The organism is Achromobacter spanius (assembly GCF_029637605.1).
Classification (GTDB): Bacteria; Pseudomonadota; Gammaproteobacteria; order Burkholderiales; family Burkholderiaceae_B; genus Achromobacter; species Achromobacter spanius_E.
In genome coordinates this window covers 5,374,359-5,396,072 of record NZ_CP121261.1, presented here as the reverse complement: position 1 = coordinate 5,396,072, position 21,714 = coordinate 5,374,359, and the positions used below count along the sequence as shown (strand labels likewise).

Below are 21,714 nucleotides of genomic sequence, written 5' to 3'. Positions count from 1 at the left end.
TCCCGGCTCAGCTCATGCGAAAACGAAAATCGCCATTCTTGCCCGCGCCCACGCGGATCTTGGCGATGGCTTCGCCCTGCGCCATGCGGCCAAGCACCTGCTCGGCAATCTCGGGCAGCAGCGATCCGTTAAGAATGTGGTCCACGTTGCGCGCCCCGGTGTCAACCTCGGTGCAGCGCGCCAGCACGGCTTCCACCAGCGCGTCATCCCACTCGAACACCGCGCGGTGCGTGGCCTGAACGCGGCGCGCGATGCGGCTCAGCTTCAAGCCGATGATGTGTGCCAGCGCGTCGTCATCCACCGGGAAGTAGGGAATGGTCTTCATGCGCCCCAGGAACGCGGGCTTGAACGCCTTGTACAACTGCGGCGCCAGCAGTTCCGACAACTGTTCCGGCGATGGGCGCTCTTCGGCAGGCTTGTTCAGGCAGGCCTGCATGATCGTGCTGGACCCCACGTTGGACGTCAGGATGATGAGCGTGTTGCGGAAGTCGATCTCGCGGCCTTCGGCATCGTCCATCACGCCCTTGTCGAACACCTGGAAGAACATTTCCAGCACGTCCGGGTGGGCTTTTTCAATTTCATCCAGCAGCACCACGCTGTAGGGCTGGCGCCGCACGGCTTCGGTCAGCACGCCGCCTTCGCCATACCCCACGTAGCCCGGCGGCGAGCCCTTCAAGCCCGAGATGCTGTGCGCTTCCTGGTACTCGCTCATGTTGATGGTGATCAGCTTGCGTTCGCCGCCGTACAGAATGTCGGCCAGGGCCAGCGCCGTCTCGGTCTTGCCCACGCCCGACGGCCCCACGAACAGGAACACCCCCTTGGGCTTGTCCGGGTCTTCCAGGCCGGCACGCGCCGTACGCACCCGTTGCGCAATGGCGTGCAGCGCGTGGTCCTGGCCGATCACGCGCTCGGCCAGCATGGGCTGCAATTGCAGCACGGTGCGGATCTCGTCGTTGACCATGCGGCCCAAGGGAATACCGGTCCAGGCCGATATGATCTCCGCCACGATCTGCCCATCCACGCAGGCGGGCACCAGCGGCTGTTCGCCTTGCAGTGTGCGCAGTTCATCCATCAGACCGGACAGGCGCTGCTGTTCCGGCGTCAAGGCGGGCTTTGCGGCCTTGCGGCGCGACGTCGTGGCTTTTGGGGTTGACGCGGCGGCGGCATCGGTATCCGCGGCCGACGCATCCTGCCCCTGCGCTTCCAGCTCGGCGCGCAACGCATGGATCCGTTCCACCAGGCTCGTCTCCGCCACGTGACGCGCTTCCGCGTCCGCCAAGGTCTTTTCCACCGAGGCGATCTCGGCATCCAGTTCCGTCAAACGCGCTTGCGGCGCACCGGTGGCGGCTTCGCGGCGCAGCGCCGCCTGTTCGGTTCGCAAGCGCGTCAGGCGATGGCGCGCGTCGTCAATCAGCGCGGGCGTGGCGCTACGCCCCAACGCCACTCTGGCGCAGGCCGTATCCAACACGCTGACCGCCTTGTCCGGCAACTGCCGCCCGGTGATATAGCGGTGCGACAAGCGGGCGGCCGCGCTGATGGCCTCGTCCAGAATACGCACGCCAAAATGCCGCTCCATCAGCGGCGCCATGCCGCGCAGCATGGAGGCGGCCAGCGCTTCGTCGGGCTCTTCCACCTTGACGACCTGAAAGCGCCGGGCCAATGCCGCGTCTTTTTCAAAGTACTTCTTGTATTCGCTCCAGGTGGTGGCGGCGATGGTGCGCAGTTCGCCGCGCGCCAACGCCGGCTTGAGCAGGTTGGCGGCATCGTTCTGGCCCGCTTGCCCGCCCGCCCCGATCATGGTGTGGGCTTCATCGATGAACAGGATGATGGGCGACGGGCTTTTCTTCACCTCGTCGATCACGTTCTTCAGCCGGTTTTCGAATTCACCCTTGACGCTGGCGCCCGCCTGCAACAGACCCATGTCCAGCACGCGCAGCGTGACGTCAGCCAGCGCGGGCGGCACGTCGCCCGCCACGATGCGCAGCGCCAGGCCTTCCACCACGGCGGTTTTGCCCACGCCGGCCTCGCCGGTCAGGATGGGGTTGTTCTGCCGCCGCCGCGTCAGGATGTCGATTATCTGGCGAATCTCGGCATCGCGTCCGATCACCGGGTCGATCTTGCCGTCGCGCGCGCGCTCGGTCAGGTTTGCCGTGTACTGGTCCAGCGCGGGCGACGGCGACAAGGCGGGCGCGGGCTGGCCGTCATCCCCCTGCGGCGGCGCGCCATCGGCAAAGCCCACCGCCTGCCCCGCCTCTTCCGAGCCTTCCGTCAGCGCGGCGAAGTCATGCTTCAAGGCATCCAGGCGGAACGATTCGAACAACGGCGAGCCCCGGCGCGCCAACTGCGCCAGGTCCGGCTCGGTCAGCAAGGCCAGCAGCAGGTGCCCCGAGCGGATGCGCGTCGTCTGCGTGTCCAGCGAAGCAATCAGCCAGGCATGCTCGAACAGCTTGGGCAGATGCGCGGAGAACACCGGGGTGCGCGTGTTGCCATTCTTGAAGCGGCCGATTTCCGCCTTCAGGTCCGCTTCCAGCGCATCGGTGTGGATGTGGCAACGCCGCGCGATGATGCTCACGTCGCTGGCGGGCTTTTCCAGCAACGCCAGGAACAGGTGTTCCAGGTCCACCTCGTAATGGCCTTGCGCCATGCACAGGCTGGCGGCGCGCTCGGCGGCCTGGCGGCAGGTTTGGTTCAACTTCCCAATCAAGGTCTTCAGCGGTGTGGCCATGAGTTTGTTCTTGGTCTGTGGATCAGTGGATCGTGTGGAGTTCGTAGCTGGCGTCGTCGCGGTCGGCCGTGGCGGGTTCCGTGGTCAGAAATGAATTCCAGCCCAGCCGCACATCGCCGCCTTCGCCCAGGCGGCTGGGGCCGATGGCGTCGCGCGCCAGGACCAACCGCACTTCGTATTCAAAGGTCATGCCGCCAAACATCGTCAGCAGCTTTTCCAGCGCCTGGGCGCGTTCGCCGCCCGGCAGGAAATCGGCAAAGGCCTGGCGCGACAAGGGGCCGATCCACAAGCGGATGCGCAGGTCCCGCTGCCAGATGCGGTCACCCGCCAGCGCCGACACCCCCAGCACCGCGCCCGGCTGCCCCAACTGCGTACGATTCTGCGGGGGCACGTCATACCAACGGCCCACGAACTGCTCGACGCGCAAGGGCACCCCAAAGTAGTCCTGCAACACGCGCTGCAAGAAAGGGGCAGATACCGGCCGTTGCCGTGCGGCGGCCGCGTAGTGCGCCACTGACTCGTCAAAGATGCGGCCGGCGCCGTTGTGCAGCCGGTCGCGCAGCGCCGGATGGCCGATGCCGCCCAGCGCCAGCAGCAGCGGCAGGTAGTGGTGGTCTTGCTCGGCTTCATGCCGCAAGGGCATGCGGTACTTCTTCCAGGCCGCGTAGAACAGCGCGGCGGCCCGGTTCGAAAAAATATCGAAGAAGGCGCGGGCGCCACGGTCGCGACGCAGGCTTTCGCGGTTGGCCAGCATTTCGGAATAGTGCAGCGGCAACGCGCCCTGTGCGCCCAGCAATCCGAAGAACGCCGGCGTCAGGTCCACGCGGCCCAGCCGCCCTTCGGCCACCGCCGCCTGGCGCGACGCTTCATCGGCCAGCACCTCGCCGTTCTTGTCATAGGCCACGGCGTCCACGATTTCGCTGGGCGGAAATCCCAGCCCGGGCGAATTCGGAAACCGCAAATGCACCGGCACCGTATGGCGCGTGCCGCCGCGTTCCTGCCGCGCAAAGCACTGCTCCAGCAGACGCACCGCCTGGAAAAACTTGAAGCGCTGCGGCTCTGCCAGCAGCGCGTCCATCACGCTAGTATGGCGTCGCCGTTGCATGGGGGGCATCGTAGTAATTCCTCTGCGCCTCGGCGCGACAGCACCACCAACTGCACGAAGCTGTTGGCGTGCACATACAGGCCGAAGAAGCGGTTGATGACGGCCACGAAGGTGTGCAGGCTGGTGCCCACGAAGTGGTCTTCGTTGACCGTGAGCCGGATTTCAATGCCGCGCACGAAAGTGGCGAAGGGTTCGCCCGGCATCCAGTGCGTGGCCGGCTTGTAGTCCAGGCCGACCAGGCCTTCGATCTGGCGCGCGGCCACCGCCGAGCCCGACAGGTCGTACAGGCGCAGCGTTTCTTTCAAGGCGGGCAAGCCGCTTTGCACCAGCGACAAATGATTCAGCGCCAGATGCGAGATCAGGCGCCAGTGCGCCGCGCGCCCCTGTTGAAAGCGATGGGTGTGGGTGGGACGGCGCAACATGCGGATGGCGCGGGCCACGGTGCCGCCTTCCAGGAACAGGTCGCCGCCCGACTGCCCCACCGCAATCTGCGACGGCAGGTCGCGGTTGGTGCAGGTCAGGTCCAGGCTCAGTGTTTCGGTTTGCGGAATCGACGGATCAAAATCGATATCCACGATCGAGATCTCGGTTTCATAACCAGGGCTGCGCTGCGCCATCGCGGCATCGCGGCGCATCGTCCAATAGTGCCCGGCGGCTTCCGGCGATTCGCCGTGGTGCAGCGAATAGAAGGGGCGGAAGTCCACCACCGCGTCGCCCTGGGCGTTCTGCCGCACCTGGCGCACGCGGTCGATGGAATAAACCTCGTAGCCATAGGCGCGCCGCGCATCCGCCACCACCGGGTACGAAGCCGATGCGTGCGTTACCCGGATGGGGTCGGCGCGCTGCGCGAACAGGTTCACCACTGGCGTGCAGCCCAGCCGCAGGTTGTCGGCCGTGATGGATTCCAAGAGGCGCGCCGTATTGGAATCAGCGCGCAGGCCCGCCACCGCCAGATGCAGCGTGAACTGGCGCACGGTACCCAGGTAGGGGCGCAGCGCGGCCAGGTCGATATCAACGAAGTTGAACTTCTCGGAAAAAACAAAGTACTCGGCCAGCAGGCGATACGCAGGGTGCGAGCTGGCCGGAAAATCAATCAGCGCGTCTTCTTCCGCCAAGCCCACCTGGGCCAGCGGAATCGCGGGCAACCGATCCCAGCGGCCGGGTTGCAGCTCAACATAGGCCGCCGCCGTGCGCAGGAACAAGGCATCGCGCAGCGCCGCCACGAACGAGGGCTCGCCGTGCAAGTACACGCGCAGTTTGTCCAGCCCCCGCATGCCGAAATGCTGGTTCTCACCCTGGCAGCCCAGCGTGACGGTGAAGCGGCCCGTGACGCCGGCCGGCAGCTTGGCCGTGGCCGGTGCATTGGCGCTAGAGAAAAACCCCGCGCGCAAGACCTCGATGGGCGCCAGCGTCACGTCGTAGGCGGTACGAAAGCGGCACGACACGCCGCGCACCGGATGCGATTTCAGCTCGGTGCCGCGCGCGATGCGCACCGCCGCGGACAACTGCGCGCCCGCGCCGCCCAGGTCAAACTGCGCCACGCTGCATGACGGAAACGGCCGCAAGTAATGCGGGTACATCACCTCGAACAGCGCTTCGGTGAATTCGGGGTAGTCATCGTCCAGCTTCTTGTTGATGCGAGCGCTCAACAAGGCGAACGATTCGATCATGCGTTCAACGTGCGGGTCTTCGCAGGTTTCGCCCGACAGGCCCAGGCGCGCGGCAATCTTCGGATAGCGCTCGGCGAAGTCGCGCGACGAGGTCCGCAAGAATCCCAATTCGCGCTCGTAATAAGGCAGCAATTCTTCCATTGTTGTCTTTCCTTCCAGCGCGCAAGGTGTATCCGCACGACAAATTTATTCTTCAGACCGTGGCGGGGCTCTTGGCCCAGCCGCGGCTCACGGAGTACTGCAAGGTCGACGGCTGCAAGGTCGCGTCGAAGGTCACGGGTTCGTGGGCGGGGCCCACGTCCAGCATGGCCGTGATCGCGAAAACCAGCACCGAAGTCGCCCGGCTGTCCACCTGCAGCATCACGCGCACATGGGTCAGTCGCGGTTCGTGCCGCGCGATGGCCTGCTCCAGCGAGCGGCAGATGAATTCGCGGTCGTAGTGGCTGGCCAGGCTGAGCCCCGAGAAGTCCGACAGCCCATACGTCAGCAACGAGCGCTGGCAGTTCGGGTAGCGCCGCAGGTCTTCCTCGGAGAACACCATGCGGGTGTTCAGCAGCGCCTCGATGTCGCGCGCCACCGTTTCCTTCATTTCCTCGATCGACAGGCGCCGAAGCGCGTAGGGCGATTGGCCCTCGCCTTCGAACAGCTTGTCGAACAGACTCGGTTCGAATCCTTTCATCGGGGCCTCAAACAAAAAAAGACGGCGACCCGGCTCGGGCCGCGGTCTTCTGCCTGCGGGGCCGCGATCAGACCGAGTAGGTCTTGTCGTTCTTGGTCAGGCTCCAGGCGCCCTGGGCGTTACCACCCTGGTTGCCGCCCACCTTCTGCTGCGTGTACTTCCACTGCACGGCGGCGTACTTCAACGAGAACGACTCGTGCGGCAGACCTTCGGCCACCACTTCGGGCGCCACGCGCGCGATGATCACGTACTTGAGCTTGATTTCCAGGTACTTGACGCGGTTGCCTTCGCCGTCGGCGCGCAGGAAATCGATGGTGACCTCATCGAACGTGGTACCGCCCGAGGCGTGCTGATACAGCAGCGGGCTGACGACATCCAGGTCCTTGGTGAAGACCATTTCGCCATGTTCGGTGCGTTCGGCGGTATGGCCACCCGAGGTCGACGCCGTCGCGGAACGCGGCTGGATGATTTCGTGACGCCACGAGCTGACTTCGATCCAATCCGGGTGATCCTTGTCTTGCGATTCGCCCTTCAGCGCCGGATTGCCGAACTTGACGTAGATGTCCTTCATTGTTGTAAACCTCTTTGAATGGATGAGTTGTCAGTGCAACGACGATCAGGATTTCTGAGCCTGGGCCGGCAATTCGGCAACCAGGCGCAACGAGATCGAGAGTTCGTCAAGCTGGAAATGCGGCCGCAAAAACGCCACGGCCCGGAAGACGCCTGGACGTCCAGGCACCTCGGCCACCTGCACCGAAGCTTCGCGCAGCGGGAACTGCGCCTTTTGTTCCTGCGTCGCGTTGTCGTCCAGCAGCACGTACTGCGAGACCCAGCGATTCAGGAAACTCTCTACGGACTGCGCCGACGCGAAGCTGCCGATCTTGTCGCGCATCATCGCCTTCAGGTAGTGCGCCACGCGTGACACCGAGAAGATGTATTGCAGCTGCGCCGACAACACCGCGTTGGCGTTCGCGCTGTCCGTGTTGTATTTCTTGGCCTTCTGCACCGATTGGGCGCCGAAGAAGGCCGCGTAGTCCGAGTTCTTGCAATGCACCAGCGGGATCAGACCCTGGTCGCTCAGTTCCTTTTCACGACGGTCGGTGATGGCGATTTCGGTCGGGCACTTCAGCGCGATTTCGCCGTCGTCCGTCTTGAACGTGTGGGTGGGCAGGTTTTCAACCAGGCCGCCGCCTTCCACGCCACGGATCGCCGCGCACCAGCCGAAGTCCGCGAACGCAGCCGTCAGGCGGGCGCCGAAGGCCCACGCGGCGTTGCACCACAGGTACTTGGAATGGTCGGTGCCGTCCACGTCTTCCACGAAGTTGAAGCCTTCAACCGTGGTGCCTTCCACCGGGTCATAGGGCAGGCGGCCCAGGAAGCGCGGCATGGTCAGACCGACGTAGCGCGAGTCTTCCGAATCGCGGAAGCTGCGCCACTTGGTGTATTCCACCGTGTCGAACACCTTGGCCAGGTCGCGCGGGCGGCCCAGGTCGGCAAAGCTGTCCAGCCCCAGCAATTCCGGCGATGCCGACGCGATGAACGGCGCGTGCGACGCCGCTGCGACGTGCGACATCTGCTCGATGAAGTACATGTCTTCGGGCTGGCGCGTGATTTCAAAGTTGCCCAGCAAGGCGCCGAACGGCGCGCCGCCGAAGGTGCCGAACTCTTCTTCGTAGACCTTCTTGAACATCAGACTTTGATCAAAGTCGATCGCAGTCTGGAAGTCGCGAACCAGATCGCGCTTGGTGGTGTTCAGCACCTTGATCTTCAGCATCGGGCTGGTGTCGGTCTCTTGGCACAGATAGTGCAGGCCGCGCCAGGTGCTTTCCAGCTTCTGGAATTCGGGCGCGTGCATCACTTCGCTGAGTTGCGACGAGATCAGGCGGTCAAGCTCGGCCACGCGGGCGTCCAGCATGGCCGACAGGTTGTCGGAGACGACCACGGTGCCCTTCATGACTTCGCGCACCAGTTCGCCAATGATGTCCTTGGCGCGGTCGTGCTCGGCGGTAGACTTGGCCACGCGGCTCTGCTCGACAATCTGGTCCAGCAGGCCGCTCTGGGCGTCGGCCGATGCGGCGGCGGTGGCGTTCTGTGCGGCGGCGGAATTACTCATTGCGGCCTCCCTTGTCGGTCTCGCTGGTCAACTGTTGCAGTTTTTCCGTGCTGGTCAGCACTTCGCCCAGCAGGTCTTCAAGCTTGTCGTTGCCGGCAAGCTTGTTGCGCAGGTCGGCCAGCTTGGTGCGGATGTCCAGCAGTTCGCGCAGCGGGTCCACCTGCTGCACCACGGCTTCCGGACGAAAATCCTCGATGGAACGGAACTTCAGGTCGACACCAAACGTGCCGCCTTCTTCGGTCAGGCTGTTCTTGACGCGGTACGCCGCGCGCGGCTCCAGCCCGCGCATCACGTCGTCAAAATTATCGACGTCGATGTTGACGAACTTGCGGTCTTTCAAACGCGGCAGTTCGGCTTCGGATTGCGCGCTGAAGTCACCCACCACGCCGACCACGAACGGAAGCTCCTTCTGTTCGATGGCGTCGCCCTTCTCCACGTCGTAGGTCAACTGAACACGCGGCGGGCGGACTTTCTGCAGTCGTTTCTGAACGCTTTCTTTCTTGGCCATGGAAGGCTCCGTGCAAAGGATCTTGTCTGTCGGTCAGCGCGCGCCGCGGACCGCGGCGCACGCTGAGGCGAATTACTTGGTGAGCAGATCGCCGAACGGATTCGGCGCGCGATTGGGCTGCGGGGCGGGTGGATTAGCGGGTTTGGGCGCGGCGGGGGTTGCGGTGGGTGCTGCGGCAGGCGCGGCCGAAGCAGGTGCCGAAGCAGCCGACGCTGCGGCAGCCGACGCTGCGGCAGCCGACGCTGCGGCAGCCGGCGCTGCGGCAGCCGGCGCTGCGCCACTAGCCGCAGGCGCGGTGGCAGCGGGCGCGGCGGGTTCTACCTTGCGCTGTTGTTGGCGACGCGGCGGCGGGCGACGGCCTTCGGGAAACAGCACGTCCTGCCCCAGCGTTTCGCGCATGGCGGCGGCCAGCGCCACGGCATCCGCACGCGCATTGCCGGCCAGCAGCGCATCGGCGCGCAGATCAGCCAGCGACTGCATCGCCACGCGCAAGCCGCCTACCGCACGCACGGTCTTGGCCACGAAATCCTGCGGGTCGCGGCTTAGGGTTTCATCGGCCGCAACAATGGCCTGGCCATATTTCTGTTCGTCAAAACGGATCTTCGCAATGTAGGACCAGGGCTCGCCCTTGGCCGGATTGCGCTGGGCAATCTCTTCAAACTGCGCGACGGCCTGGTCCGCGCCCTTCTGCTCCAGCGTCTTTTCCGCTGCGGCCATGGACTGCTTGTATTCCGCTTCCGACTGCGGTTTTACCGACGCACAACCGGCCATCAAAGCGATAAGGCCGGCGACAACGACGAGGCGGGGAAAGGGCATTTTTTAAGCACCTAGCAAGGTTGTAACTAGGGGCCGTATTTCATCAACCTTTTGTTAGTACAGCGCTACAGCGCGTGTCTTCATGTTACGCGCGTCGAAATTGCACGCATCGTGCAGTCATCTGTATTGCTTCACACACTTCCGGTATAAAGGGCCATGTCCAAACATATCCATTTATCACGTTTGTTCGCAGTGGCCGCCTGCACGCTCGCAAGCACCGCCATTACTGGATGTGCGGCCGTTTCGGCCATCGGCGCGGTGGCGGGTTTGACCGGGAATGCGATGGAGATGGCGGGCTTGAAAAAGCAGGAAAACGCGCCCGTGGAAGTGAAATTGACGGTGCACGCCGGAGAAAATTTGAACGCCGGCAGCGGACAAGCGACGGCGGTAGTTACAAAAATATACTACCTGAAGAATCCTGAGCAATTCCAACGTGCGCCGCTCACGCAATTGATAGACACTGCGCAAGAGAAAACCGCGCTGGGGGAAACGGTGCTGGGTTCGCGCGAGCTCACGCTCACGCCGGGACAGCGTGTCGAGACCGTGGAAAAAGTCCCCAAGCAGGCGGAATACATCGCGGTCGCGGGGCTGTTCTATGCGCCGGCGCCGATGCGTTGGAAGTACGTATTCAAAGTCGACGACGTTGAAGACAGTGGCATTGTCCTGGGCGCGCACGCCTGCGCGCTGACAGTCGCCACTGGCACACCCACGTTGCCGGCGGGCATACCAACCTACGACCCGTCTCGCCTTTCCGGCGTGCAGTGTCCCGGTTGACGCGCACCGCGCGACTGCCCGCCTTCTATATATATAGAGATAGCAATACAAGAAGGAGCGTCACTTGAGTTATTCAGCCAAAGTCCTCTGGGGTGAGGGCTTGTTCCTCCGCCCGCAGCATTTCCAGCGGCAGGATGCGTATCACGAAGACCGCTTGGCCGAGATGGCCCGCGCGCTGCATCCCTATGCCTGGGGCCTGCGCTCGGCGCGTTTCGATGCCTCGGCGCTGGCCAACGGCATGTTGCGCGCCGTGGAAATGACGGCCGTGTTTCCCGACGGCGAGCTCTACAACGCGCCGCACGGCGACGAGCTGCCCCCACCCGTTGCGCTGACCGCGCTGGATGGCGTGAGCGAGGCGGTGTTCTATCTGGCCATCCATCCGCTCAAGGCCATCGGCGGCAACTACCGCGACGGCCAGGCGGCAGCCAGCTTCGACACCCGCTACACGCACGACAACGCCCCCGCGCCCGACCTGTACACCGGCGCCACCACCGCCGAACTGACCTACCTGCGCAAAGACGTGCGGCTGATTTCCGAATTCGAGCCGCGCGACGAACTGCTGGCGATTCCGGTGGCGCGCGTGCGCCGCACGGCCAGCGCCGGCTACGAACTGGACACCTCGTTCATCGCGCCCAGCTTGTCGCTGACGGCCTCGGGCGCGCTGCACGAACAGCTGCGCCGCCTGCTGGACGCGCTACAGGCCAAGGTCAACGCGCTATACGGCTTTCATCGCGAACCCAGCAAGAACATCATTGAATTCCGCTCGGGCGACGTGGCTTCCTTCTGGCTGCTGCACACCGCCAACGAAGCCTACGCCACGCTGTCGCACCTGTTCCATCACCCGCAACTGCATCCCGAACGCCTGTTCCAGGAACTGGCGCGGCTGGCGGGCGCCTTGATGACGTTCTCGAAGGTACATACGCTGGCCGACCTGCCGGTGTATCGCCACGACGCCCCCGGCCCGGCGTTCGCGCGCATGGACGAGATTCTGCGCGACCTGCTGGAAACGGTGATCTCGACGCGCTACTTCTCTATCGTGCTGGAAGAGCTGCGGCCGTCGTTCCACATGGGTCGGCTGGATTCCGACAAGCTCGACGAAACGACTTCGCTCTACCTGTCGGTACAAGCCGCGATGCCCGCACGCGAGCTTTCAGAAAGCGTGCCCATGCGCTTCAAGGTGGGCGCGCCGGAAGACGTCGACAAGCTGGTGCTGTCCGCCATGCCCGGCGTGCCGCTGACCTATACGCCGCAAGTGCCGCCCGCCGTGCCCGTGAAGCCCGGCGCGGTGTACTTCGCGCTGCAAACGCGCGGCTCGCTTTACGACCGCATGCTGCAAGCGCGCAGCATCGCCATCTATGCCCCCACCGGCATTCCCGAACTCAAGCTGGATTTGATCGCAGTTACCCGCTGACAGGAACGACATCGCCATGACCGCTGACGCCCCCTCTCTGATGCCCGGCGCAACGCTGCCTCAACGTGCCGCCGAATTCCATGCCAGCCGGCCCGCCAAGTCTTTGCTGGACCTGCTCTACGACGGCTTCCTGATGCTGTTCCTGGTCAAGAGCGGGCAGGAACCCACCGACGCCGCCGCCTTCTCGGCACGCGTGCAGCAGTTTCTGGCCGACTACGAACGCGCCGCCAAGAAACTGGATATTCCGGCGGAAGACATCTACGCCACCAAGTACGCCTTCTGCGCCGCCGTCGACGAAACCGTCCTGAATTCCGGCTTCGCGATACGCGACGCCTGGATGCTGCAACCGCTGCAACTGACCTTGTTCGGCGAGCAACTGGCGGGCGAGAACTTCTTTGCGCGCCTGGAAGACCTGCGAGCACAAGGCGCGCCGCGCCTGCAATCGCTAGAGATCTATTACATGTGCCTGCTGCTGGGTTTTCAGGGCAAGTACCTGATCGAAGGCCAGGAAAAGCTGGGCTACCTGACGGCGCGGCTGGGCGACGAGATCGCACTGCTGCGCGGCAAGCGCACCGGCTTCGCGCCGCATTGGCCCCTGCCCGACAAGGTTGCCCACACGCTCAAACGCGACGTGCCGCTGTGGTCGATCATGACCGTGTTCGCCCTGCTGGGCCTGCTGGCCTTCCTGGGCATGGGCCACTTCCTGAACACTGAAATGCAGACGGCGATGGCGCCGTACCACGACATCGTCAAGCTGGGTCCCCGCGCCGCGCACCTGACCATCTCGCTGCCATGAACGCGTTGCCTTCGAACCCGTCAACCGCCTCGACCTATTCGTCGATGAACATCGCCACCCTGTCGCAACAAGCGCGCATGTTGCGCGTCAGCACGCCGCTGGATGCTGAATTGGTGGCCGAACAGATGACGTTGCGCGAAGGCGTATCGCGTCTGTTCACGCTGACGCTGGACTGCCTGGCGGCCAGCGCCGAGCTTGATGTGGCGTCCTTGCTGGGCAAGGAGATCAGCGTCAACCTGCTGCTGGCGGACGGTTCAATGCGCCGCTGGCATGCCGTGGTCGAAGGCGTGGATGCGTTGGGCGCTGATGGCGGCCTGGCCCGCTACCGCCTGCACGCGGCGCCATGGCTGGCCGCGCTGGCCTTGCGACGCGACAGCTTCATCTATCAGGACCGGTCGGTGCAGGACATCGTCAGCGAGATTTTCGCGGACTATCCGCAGGCGGCCTTTGCGTTCGAGCTAAGCGACACCCTGCCCCCGCTTGCGACCTGCACGCAGTACCGCGAGTCAGACCTGCAATTCGTCCAGCGCATCCTGGCCGAAGCGGGCCTGTCGTATCGCTTTGAACATCAACAAGACGACGGCCAGGCGGCGGGCGGCGGCGCACGCCATCGCGTCGTGATCTTCGACGCGGGCGCGGCGCGCCCCGAAGACCCGGCGTCGCCCCTGCGCTTTCATCGCAGCGACGCCACCGAAACCCGCGACAGCATCACGCATTTCTCGGCGGCGCAGGCCGTGCGCCCCAACGCCGTGGCGCGCGCCGCCTGGAACGAACGCACGCTGACCGCGCATGCCGCGCAAAGCCGCTCGCCCGTGCAGGTGGAAGCCTTGCCGGTGCTGGAAGACTACGACTACGCCGGACACGGCCGCTACGCTGATGACGACGCCGCCGAACAAAGCGCGGCGCGTTCCTTGCGCGCCCATGAATCGCGCATCGTCCGGTTTGCAGGCGCGGGCACGGCTCGCTCCTTAGCCCCCGGCCGCTTGTTCACCATGACCCAGCATGAACGCTATGCCGACGGAGGCAGTGGTGGCGGTGAAGGAGACAGCAAGCAGGCCGTCGATGAACTGGCCGGCAACCGCTATGTGGTGCTGGAGGTCGTACACGAAGCCAGCAACAACCTGGGGGCTCAAGCGACCCAGGTGCTGAACACCGCCGACATGGAACGCGGCACCTACCGCAACCGCTTTACCGCGCAGCCCGAAGCCGCCGCGCTGATCCCCGCCTGGCGCCCCCGCCCCACTGCCCCCGAGAGCCTGGCCGCCGTAGTGGTCAGCGCCAACGACGCCCCCATCACGTCGGACCGCGACCTGCGCGTCAAGGTGCAATTCCCCTGGCAGCGCGGCGACAAGCCCCTGACGGGCGGCCTGCCGCATCGCACGCATGGCGACGCGAGCGGCAACGCCCCCGGCGACGAACGCTCGGGCACCTGGCTGCGCGTGGCCAGCGCCCAAGCCGGCCCCAACTGGGGCGCGCATCACCTGCCCCGGGGCGGCACGGAAGTCATCGTGGAATTTATCGATGGCGACATCGACAGGCCAGTTGTTGCCGGCCAGCTTTATAACGACGCCGATCTTCCGCCCTGGTCCGCCGGCGAGAACGCCGAGACCAATCACGCGGGCGTGCTGAGCGGATGGCATAGCCAAGGCCTGGACGGCGCGGGCCGCAACCAATGGGTCTTTGACGACACGCGCGGCAAGCTGCGCACGCGGCTGGCCAGCTCCACCGCCGCCACCCAACTTGGGCTGGGCCATCTGGTCGAACAGGACCTGGACGACGCCAACCGTGGCGCATGGCGCGGCACGGGCTTTGAACTGCGCTCAGATGCGTGGACGGTGTTGCGCTCGGGCCAAGGCATGCTGGTGTCGGCCACCGCGCGCGAACAAGCCAAATCCACCCAGGCAGACGCGCAAGAAGCCTTGCTGCTGCTGCGCGGCGCGCAAGACGCATCGCGCCGCTTGAATGACAGCGCCGGTCAGCATCAGGCACGCCCGATGGCGGCGGCCGAGGGCTACGACGAACTGCTTGCCGCGCTGGACCCCGAACAAGACGGGCGCTATACCGCCCAGGTCAACGGCCAGGCCGCCGGCAAGGCCGCGAACGGCCAACGCACCGACTCGACCGCCGTTGAACGCATCAACGGCCCGCATCTGCTGATCGACGCGCCAAATTCCCTGAACCTGGCCACCCCCGCCAGCGCCGTGCTGCATGCGGGCGAACACCTGCACGCCACCGCGCAGTCGGACGCGCACGTGGCCGCGCAGCAAACGTATTCGGCGGTCTCGGCGCGCTCGGCCAGCGTGTTCGCGCAGCAAGGCCCGATTCGCGCCATCTCGGCGCAGGCACCGGTGTCGCTGCACGCGCACACCGACATCCTGGAAGCGCTGGCAGGCCAGGACATCACCGTGACCTCGTCGGCCGAAGGCATCGAGATCCTGGGTAACCAGCGCGTGACCTTGCAGGCTGCGGGCGGCAGCGTCACGCTGGACGGCGCCGACATCGTATTCAAGGGGCCGGGCCTGTTCTCGGTCAAGGGCGCCACGCACAACTTCGTGGGCCCGGGCAGCGACGCCGCCAACCTGCCCGCCTTGCCCAGCACCACCGTCGACGACCCGCTGATCGTCAGCGCGGAACTGGTCCACAAGGACGGCGCGATGGCGTCTGCCGCCAAGAAGGCGGCGGCTGGATTGATGGCGGGTTTTGGTGGTGCTGCCGGTGCTGGGGCTGCGGGTGGTGCTGCTGCTGGCGTTGGGACGGCTGGGCTGGGCGACATCATGCCCAGCGGTTTGGCGGAACTGGGCCAGACGGCAGCGGGCGCCGCGTCCAAGCTGTCGCAGCTTGCCGGCCAGGCGAATACGCTGGCCGGGATGGCCAAGAACCCGATGGGCGCGCTGTCTGCCGCGCCGGGCTTGCTGGGCAACACCAGCCCGGCCATGGGCGGTTTGCTCAATACTGCCAAGAACACCATGGGCATGGTCTCGCAGGCGCAGGCCTTGGCCGCGAATCCCATGTCGGCCCTGCCGACTGCGTCCAAGCTGCTTGGCTCGGCGGCCCCGGGTGCAAGCGGCATGATCGATTCCGCCGCATCAGCGGCCGGCAAGGTGTCACAAGCCGCCGCGCTGATCAAGGACCCGTCGGCGGCACTGCCGGCGGCTACTGACATGCTGGCCTCGGTTGCGCCGGAAGGGGCATCGAAGATGATTTCCGGAGCGGCGACGTTCGCGGGGATGGGGTCGGGTGCTGGGTCGGGTGCTGGGTCGGGTGTTGCATCGGGTGTTGGATCTGGTGTGGCCTCGGGTGTTGGCACAGACGCTGGCGCAAGCGCTGTTGCGGGCGGAGCCGCCTCGCAAGCATCGGCTGCCGAAGCCACGTCCGTGGCTAGCGCGGCACCGGCAACGGCCGATGCACCGAGTGCGGCGACAGGCGGTACGGAGCAAGCACCGCAGGCGCCCGCTGCATCTAATCCAACTACCGCATCTGCCGCACCTGCCGCGTCTTCCACATCTGCCGCACCTGCCGCACCTGCTGCACCTGCTGCACCTGCTGCACCTGCCGCACCTGCCGCACCTGCTGCATCTGCTGCATCTACTGCACCTTCTGCATCTACTGCATCTGCCACATCCGCCGCTGCTGACCCGGCTGTCAGCTCGTCCGCCGTCGCGTCAGAACCTTCGGTTGCAAGCACGTCCCCATCCGCGTCGCCGCCTGTCGCCAACGCGGCACCGGACGTAGCCAGCGCCCCCTCGGATATCACGACGCCCGCAAGCGATGCGGCGCAAGCGTCCCCGACGGCGACTGCTAGTGCTGCCGGCGAGGCAACGGCGAATGCCGCTACGGGTACGCCCTCCGCAGGGGCGGCCGCTGTGGATACACTTCCCACCGGTTCGCTTGGCGCATCACCGCTGGCAACGGCGGATTCCGCATCGACGCCATCATCCGATGCCCCCCTATCGCCCCTTGCGTCCGTGGCTCAGCCTTCGGTTGCCGCAGCAGGTTCGGCGTCCGTCGCACCATCGGTTGCTGGCGCGGGAGCGCCTTCCGCTGCACCTTCGGTTGCGGCGGCTGGAGTGGCTTCCGCTGCGCCTTCGGTTGCGGCGGCTGGAGCGTCTTCCGCCGCGCCTTCGGTTGCGGCGACAGACCTCGGCATGCCGACGATCGGCACCAACCAGATCGCGACGTCTATGCCCGCCGACGCATCCATCAATGCCTTGCCTGCCGGCTCGCTTTCCGGTGCTGATGCCAGCGCGGTTGCGACGACGCTTGCCAGCGCGTCCGACACGACGCTGGACTTGGCAAGCGCATCGACGACATCCAATACGGCAGGCACCGGCTTTTCGCAGTGGTCCACGCAAGACACCGCGGGCATGCCCGATGCCTTGGCGTCTGCACAAGACAACCCGCTATCCACGATGACGGACGCGTCGACGCCGGCGACAGCGGACCACGCGCCGATGTCTGCCCCCGCTATGCTCGCAAGCGCTTCCGCTAGCGGCAATGGCAATGGCCTGCTCGCCGCCGCCGCTACGGCAGGCGCGGCCACCTCGCTGCGCGCGCGCGCGAATGACCAAGGCCAAGCGCGCGGCACCGACGCTTCTGAAGCATCTGGCACGTCGGCTACGGCCGCTATGTCGGCCGCTTCTCCTGCTTTGGCTAACGCGCCTGACTCGACCCGCCCTTCTGCGTCGGCCGCCTCCTCGGCGTCGGACTCCTCTTCTTCTTCGGCCTCATCCCCGGCTTCCGTCAGCCCAACCGGATCCGTCGGTTCAGTTGCCAGCGAAACCGCAGCGACTGCGACTGCGGTTGCGGATACGGCTGCGGCTGCGTTCCACGCGACGGCAAGCGCCGAACTGACGACACGCGCGCCATCGGAACCGAGGCAGGCTGATGAGCGCATCGCGGCCGGCTCTGCCGCGCGCCACGTCACATCCGACACCGCGTCCGCCCAGGCAAACGTCCATGCCGCACGCTCGGCGCACGCCGCCAGCCCCACAACCGCCGCGACGACACCTTCGTCATCGTCCTTCACCGCCCCCGGCACGCCCGTTGTGCAAGACGCGGCTTCAGTCGACGCTCACGCCGATGCTCGCGCAGCGCAGAGCGAGTCCGGATTGCCCAGTACCACGGTGCTTGCGTCCCTGGCGGCTAGCGCAGGCGCATTCTTTGCCAGCGCGGCTAATGCAACCAGCAATGCGGCGAACGCGGCATCGTCGGCGACCGCTGCTGGCGACGCGATGTCTGGCGCCGTCGACCTGGGCAACGTTGATGCACAGGCCCCAGCCACGTTGCAAGGCGTCAACCTACCCGACGCCACAAGCGGCGCGGCGGCGTCGTCCGCCGCGAGCATGGCGCACGATGAGAAGCTTGCGCAACTGACAGGCGCGGACCCCGGCGCGAACTTGGCGACGATCACTTCCGCAGATGGCTCCGCTGGCATGTCTGCTGGTCCGGCTACCGGTATGTCTGCTGACGTGCCCGGTGGTGTGTCCACTGATATGTCCGCTGATATCTCCGCCAATGTCTCTGCTAACGCAGCAAGCGTTGCCACACCTGATACCGGCACGTTGCTGGCATCAAGCGACACCATGTCGACCACCGGCGGCCTTTCTGGCGACACACCGCCCCTGGCCCCTGGCGTCTCGACGCAAACACCTGGCTTCGTTTCCAACTCGCAGAGCCCCTTGCCGCAAGGAGTGGGCCTGCCCGGCGGTTCAGGCGAAGGCGGCCTGAACCTTCCCGGCACACAGGCCTCTACTGGCGCAAGCGCGGCATCCGGCGTGGCGGGCGTCGGTGCCGCTGGTGCTGGTGCCGCTGGTGCTGGTGCAGGTGCTGGTGCAGGTGCTGGTGCTGGTGCAGCCGGTGCCGGTGCCACCAGCGCGGGCCTGGGAGCCTCCGGCAGCAGCGCGGCTGGCTCGACCACCGCCACAACTACCGCCACGACCAGCGCCGCTACCGGCTCCACCAACAGCGTCGCCACCGCCGCCTCACCCTCGGCAGCCCAGACTAGCGCCGACGCAAGCGCCGCAGCCTCCGGCCCCGCGAATGCCGCCACAGCCTCCGTGCCCGGAGACGCTACGGTTGCCGGTGGGGCCGGAATCGAATCCGCCTCTGCTGCTTCGGCAGGCACAGGTGCCAACGCGCCAGCCGCCGCAGCGGGCGCAAGCTCGACCAACGCCGTTGGCGGCACGGCGCCGGGAGCCTCGGCGGAGACCGCCGGCAGCGCTGCTCGCGCACCGGCCAATGCGACCAGTGACACAGCGGGCAATGCAGCCGGCAACGCATCGGCCAGCACGTCGGCCAACACTTCGGCCAACCCGCCAGCCCACGCACCGGCCAACGCATCCGGCAATGGCGTGGCCAACGCACCCGCTACATCCACCACTCCCGCGACGGCAACGCCCAGCACCGCCTCCGCCAACGGCGCGTCGCCCTCAGCCGCCCCGTCCTCGCCCGCCACCAACGCTCCCATCCCCAAAGCCCCTGCCGCAACCCCTACCGCCTCGGCAGGCACGGCAATCACCCCCGCCCCCGCCACGCCGGACGCGAACCTGGGCAGCGCTACCGCGCGCGCGGCGGGCATGTCCGACAGCACACCCGCCACCCGCGCCACGGATCTTTCCGCCGTGGGCGGCGCGGGCGCAGCGGCCGCCGCCACCACGGCAAGCGGCTCCGGCGCGTCCGGCATCGCCGCCGTCGCGGCCGGTGGAGGGCTGGCGACGTTCGCGCAGCAAGCCAGCGCCGCGTCCACCGCGCTATCCAGCGCGTCCACGTTTGCAGCGGGCGGTGTCAGCGCCAACGTCAGCGCGGCCATCGTGCCGGTTATGACGCAGGCGCTGAACGCCAGCGGCGACCGCATGGCCGCCCTGAGTTCCGCCGTGGACACGCTCTTCACGCTGCCCGACGTCAAGCAAGCCAACATCCCGTCGGTGGCAGGCGCCATCCTCAGCATGCCCGGCCTGTCTTCGTCGTCGGTACCGAGCGTAGTCGGCGCCATCCTGCAATCGCCCACGCTGGCCACCGAGACGCTGCCCAAGGTGGCCGAGGTGCTGATGAAGATTCCCGGCGTGGCCGACTCCCCGCTGCCGCAGATTGCGCGCGACGTGCTGGACTCGGTCGGGCTGGGCCCCGTGGCGCGCACACAGGGCACGAACCTGCCCGGCGGCACGCCGCCTGCCGATGGCTCCGGCCGCGTCGTTCCCGGCGTATCGACCTATCGCGCCCGCCAGGACGGTGCGCGCCTGCAATATGTGAACCTGGATCAGGTTGCCGAACGCTGGAACGACGGCAACGCGCTGACCACCACCGAACGGCAGTCGAACCGCCCGCGCATCCACGTGGAGTTCAACCGCCCCGGCCAGCACCGCTTCACCATTACCGTGAAGGCCGACCCGGCCAACACCCCCTACTCCGCCCGTGAACGCGGCCGCCGTGCCAGCTATCAGGAACCGCACAGCAACCCGCGCAGCTACGTCACCAACGCCGATGGCACCCGCATCGTGGACGACATCGCGTTGCCCGCCGCCGGCCTGAACCTGTACCTGTTCGAGGTGCGCGACGAGCGCGGCCAACTGATCAAGACCGAGCGCGTCGAGACCGTGCGCCGCCTGTACATCCAGGAAGTCATGTGCATGAGCGCGCGTCCGGCGCATCATCTGGCCGACGTCACGCCGGTCACCGCGGAATTCGCGCTGCATGGCATCGACATGATCCAGCTTCCGCGCCTGCAATTCCGGGGCCGCTCGGCGGTTGACGCCGCTGACACCCCCGAGTCCCAGCATGCCATCATGGACGCTGTCCGCGCCGTCTACGCCAGCTCCGCCGGCAAGCAGCGCGAGCCGTATACGCTGGTGGTCTGCCACGTCGACCGCCTGGCCGCGCCGGGCGTCAGCGGCGACATGCGCCTGCCAGTGCCCGCCGGCCCGGGCGGGCGCGTCATGACCGTTCCCATCGTCAACGACGACCGAACCCAATCCGGCCTTTGGTACGAGTTCGACGCCAGCGACGACTGGCTGGTGCACGCCCGCTACATCCACACGGACGCCTCGGGCGCCGAGCGCTCGATTCCGATTCCGCGCCACCTGATCACGCCCATCCGAGAAAGCAACGGCTCGGTCTGGTCGGTGTCGGTGGACCTGACCCGCGTGTCGCCCACGCCGCTGACCGGCATACTGAACATCCAGTTCAACACCGTGGCCGCCAGCTACGCGGGCCTTGCCATCACGGGCACCAACCTGCTGTTCGTCTCGACGCTGGACCCCTACGAGCCCAACTCGCAGGCCTACCTGACCGAGACCCTTGCCCACGAAATGGGTCACTTGCTGGGCATGGTGCCCAGCGGCCCCGACTGGCCCGGCCTGCGCACTCAGGACGACTCGGCGGACGATTCAAAGCTGGACCCCCCGCCGCACTTCTACTACAACGCAGGAGGCCACTGCTACTACGGCCTGCCCGACCAGAACGGCGAATACAACGACGAAATCGGGCAGTGCGTGATGTACGGCATCACCTGCGCGAACATTCATTTCTGCCCAAGTTGCAGCAAGGCCGTGCGCAAGGTCGACTGCTCCGAAGGCTGGACGGCGTTCTGACGCCGCCCTTTTTTGAAAACCGACATGCCCATCATGACGACCGACTGGATTGAACCCGCCACCTTCGCTTCGGTGCCCGCGCACTCGCAGAAGGAACACGCCTGCATGCCGCCGCTGCAAGGCTACGACGCGCAAATGCGCATCGCCGCGCCCACCCGCGTGACGATCCGCGACGGCAGCACGCTGACCATCCCCGTGTGCGCACGCGGCATCCTGCCCGTGGTGGAAAACCCGCAACTGCCGCGTTTTGTGGCGGTGGATACGCGCACCGGCAAGGTGTACCGCGGCATCGCGTTCAACTACGTCCGACCCAAGCTGCCCAACGTGTCGGTCGACCCCAGCGAGGGTGCACCCCCGCCCAAGATCCCGCTACCGCCCGGCATGACGGTAGAAACGCGCTTCACCACTGATATGGCCGGCGTACTGCACCTGCCCGCCACGCCCGCGACGTACGAGGTGTATATCGAGGCAGAGAACGTGAAGTCGAATACGGTGACGATCGAGGTGGAGGCAGGGAAGAAGTAAGGGTGGC

General features: G+C 66.1%; 13 protein-coding genes. 5 read left to right on the top strand and 8 right to left on the bottom strand.

Features of this window, described 5'->3' with window-relative positions:
* Window positions 1-7 precede the first annotated feature (7 nt).
* From tssH to P8T11_RS24015, 8 genes are all read right to left on the bottom strand, one after another.
* Entirely contained in the window at window positions 8-2,725 is a 2,718-nt protein-coding gene (tssH, locus tag P8T11_RS24050) for a type VI secretion system ATPase TssH (RefSeq protein WP_268079696.1), read from the bottom strand.
* A gap of 22 nt (window positions 2,726-2,747) precedes the next feature.
* Complete coding sequence (gene tssG, locus P8T11_RS24045; RefSeq protein WP_268079697.1) at window positions 2,748-3,839, bottom strand: type VI secretion system baseplate subunit TssG; 1,092 nt, start codon at window positions 3,837-3,839, stop codon at window positions 2,748-2,750.
* On the bottom strand, window positions 3,803-5,641 hold the full coding sequence (gene tssF, locus P8T11_RS24040) for a type VI secretion system baseplate subunit TssF (protein ID WP_268079698.1): 1,839 nt from the start codon (window positions 5,639-5,641) through the stop codon (window positions 3,803-3,805). The genes tssG and tssF overlap by 37 nt, the downstream gene beginning before the upstream one ends.
* 52 nt (window positions 5,642-5,693) lie before the next feature.
* Complete coding sequence (gene tssE / locus P8T11_RS24035) at window positions 5,694-6,179, bottom strand: type VI secretion system baseplate subunit TssE (protein WP_268079699.1); 486 nt, start codon at window positions 6,177-6,179, stop codon at window positions 5,694-5,696.
* A gap of 67 nt (window positions 6,180-6,246) precedes the next feature.
* Window positions 6,247-6,750, bottom strand: coding sequence for an Hcp family type VI secretion system effector (locus P8T11_RS24030; protein WP_006226591.1), 504 nt, complete (start codon window positions 6,748-6,750; stop codon window positions 6,247-6,249).
* A 45-nt stretch (window positions 6,751-6,795) separates the two neighbouring features.
* The gene (gene tssC / locus P8T11_RS24025; protein WP_268079700.1) at window positions 6,796-8,292 is read right to left on the bottom strand and encodes a type VI secretion system contractile sheath large subunit; all 1,497 of its coding nucleotides are present in this window, start codon (window positions 8,290-8,292) and stop codon (window positions 6,796-6,798) included.
* On the bottom strand, window positions 8,285-8,800 hold the full coding sequence (gene tssB / locus P8T11_RS24020) for a type VI secretion system contractile sheath small subunit (RefSeq protein WP_006226593.1): 516 nt from the start codon (window positions 8,798-8,800) through the stop codon (window positions 8,285-8,287). The genes tssC and tssB overlap by 8 nt, the downstream gene beginning before the upstream one ends.
* A 72-nt stretch (window positions 8,801-8,872) precedes the next feature.
* The gene (locus P8T11_RS24015; protein WP_268079701.1) at window positions 8,873-9,616 is read right to left on the bottom strand and encodes a hypothetical protein; all 744 of its coding nucleotides are present in this window, start codon (window positions 9,614-9,616) and stop codon (window positions 8,873-8,875) included.
* A 156-nt stretch (window positions 9,617-9,772) separates the two neighbouring features.
* Between P8T11_RS24015 and tssJ the strand changes: the two genes are divergently transcribed.
* From tssJ to P8T11_RS23990, 5 genes are all read left to right on the top strand, one after another.
* Entirely contained in the window at window positions 9,773-10,390 is a 618-nt protein-coding gene (gene tssJ, locus P8T11_RS24010; RefSeq protein ID WP_268079702.1) for a type VI secretion system lipoprotein TssJ, read from the top strand.
* 64 nt (window positions 10,391-10,454) lie between these two features.
* A complete protein-coding gene (gene tssK, locus P8T11_RS24005) occupies window positions 10,455-11,801 on the top strand; it encodes a type VI secretion system baseplate subunit TssK (RefSeq protein ID WP_268079703.1) in 1,347 nt (448 codons plus the stop codon).
* A 16-nt stretch (window positions 11,802-11,817) separates the two neighbouring features.
* The gene (gene icmH, locus P8T11_RS24000; protein WP_418910276.1) at window positions 11,818-12,597 is read left to right on the top strand and encodes a type IVB secretion system protein IcmH/DotU; all 780 of its coding nucleotides are present in this window, start codon (window positions 11,818-11,820) and stop codon (window positions 12,595-12,597) included.
* On the top strand, window positions 12,594-21,182 hold the full coding sequence (gene tssI, locus P8T11_RS23995; protein ID WP_268079704.1) for a type VI secretion system tip protein TssI/VgrG: 8,589 nt from the start codon (window positions 12,594-12,596) through the stop codon (window positions 21,180-21,182). Before icmH ends, tssI begins: the two co-directional genes overlap by 4 nt.
* 24 nt (window positions 21,183-21,206) lie before the next feature.
* The gene (locus tag P8T11_RS23990; RefSeq protein ID WP_268079705.1) at window positions 21,207-21,707 is read left to right on the top strand and encodes a hypothetical protein; all 501 of its coding nucleotides are present in this window, start codon (window positions 21,207-21,209) and stop codon (window positions 21,705-21,707) included.
* Window positions 21,708-21,714 lie beyond the last annotated feature (7 nt).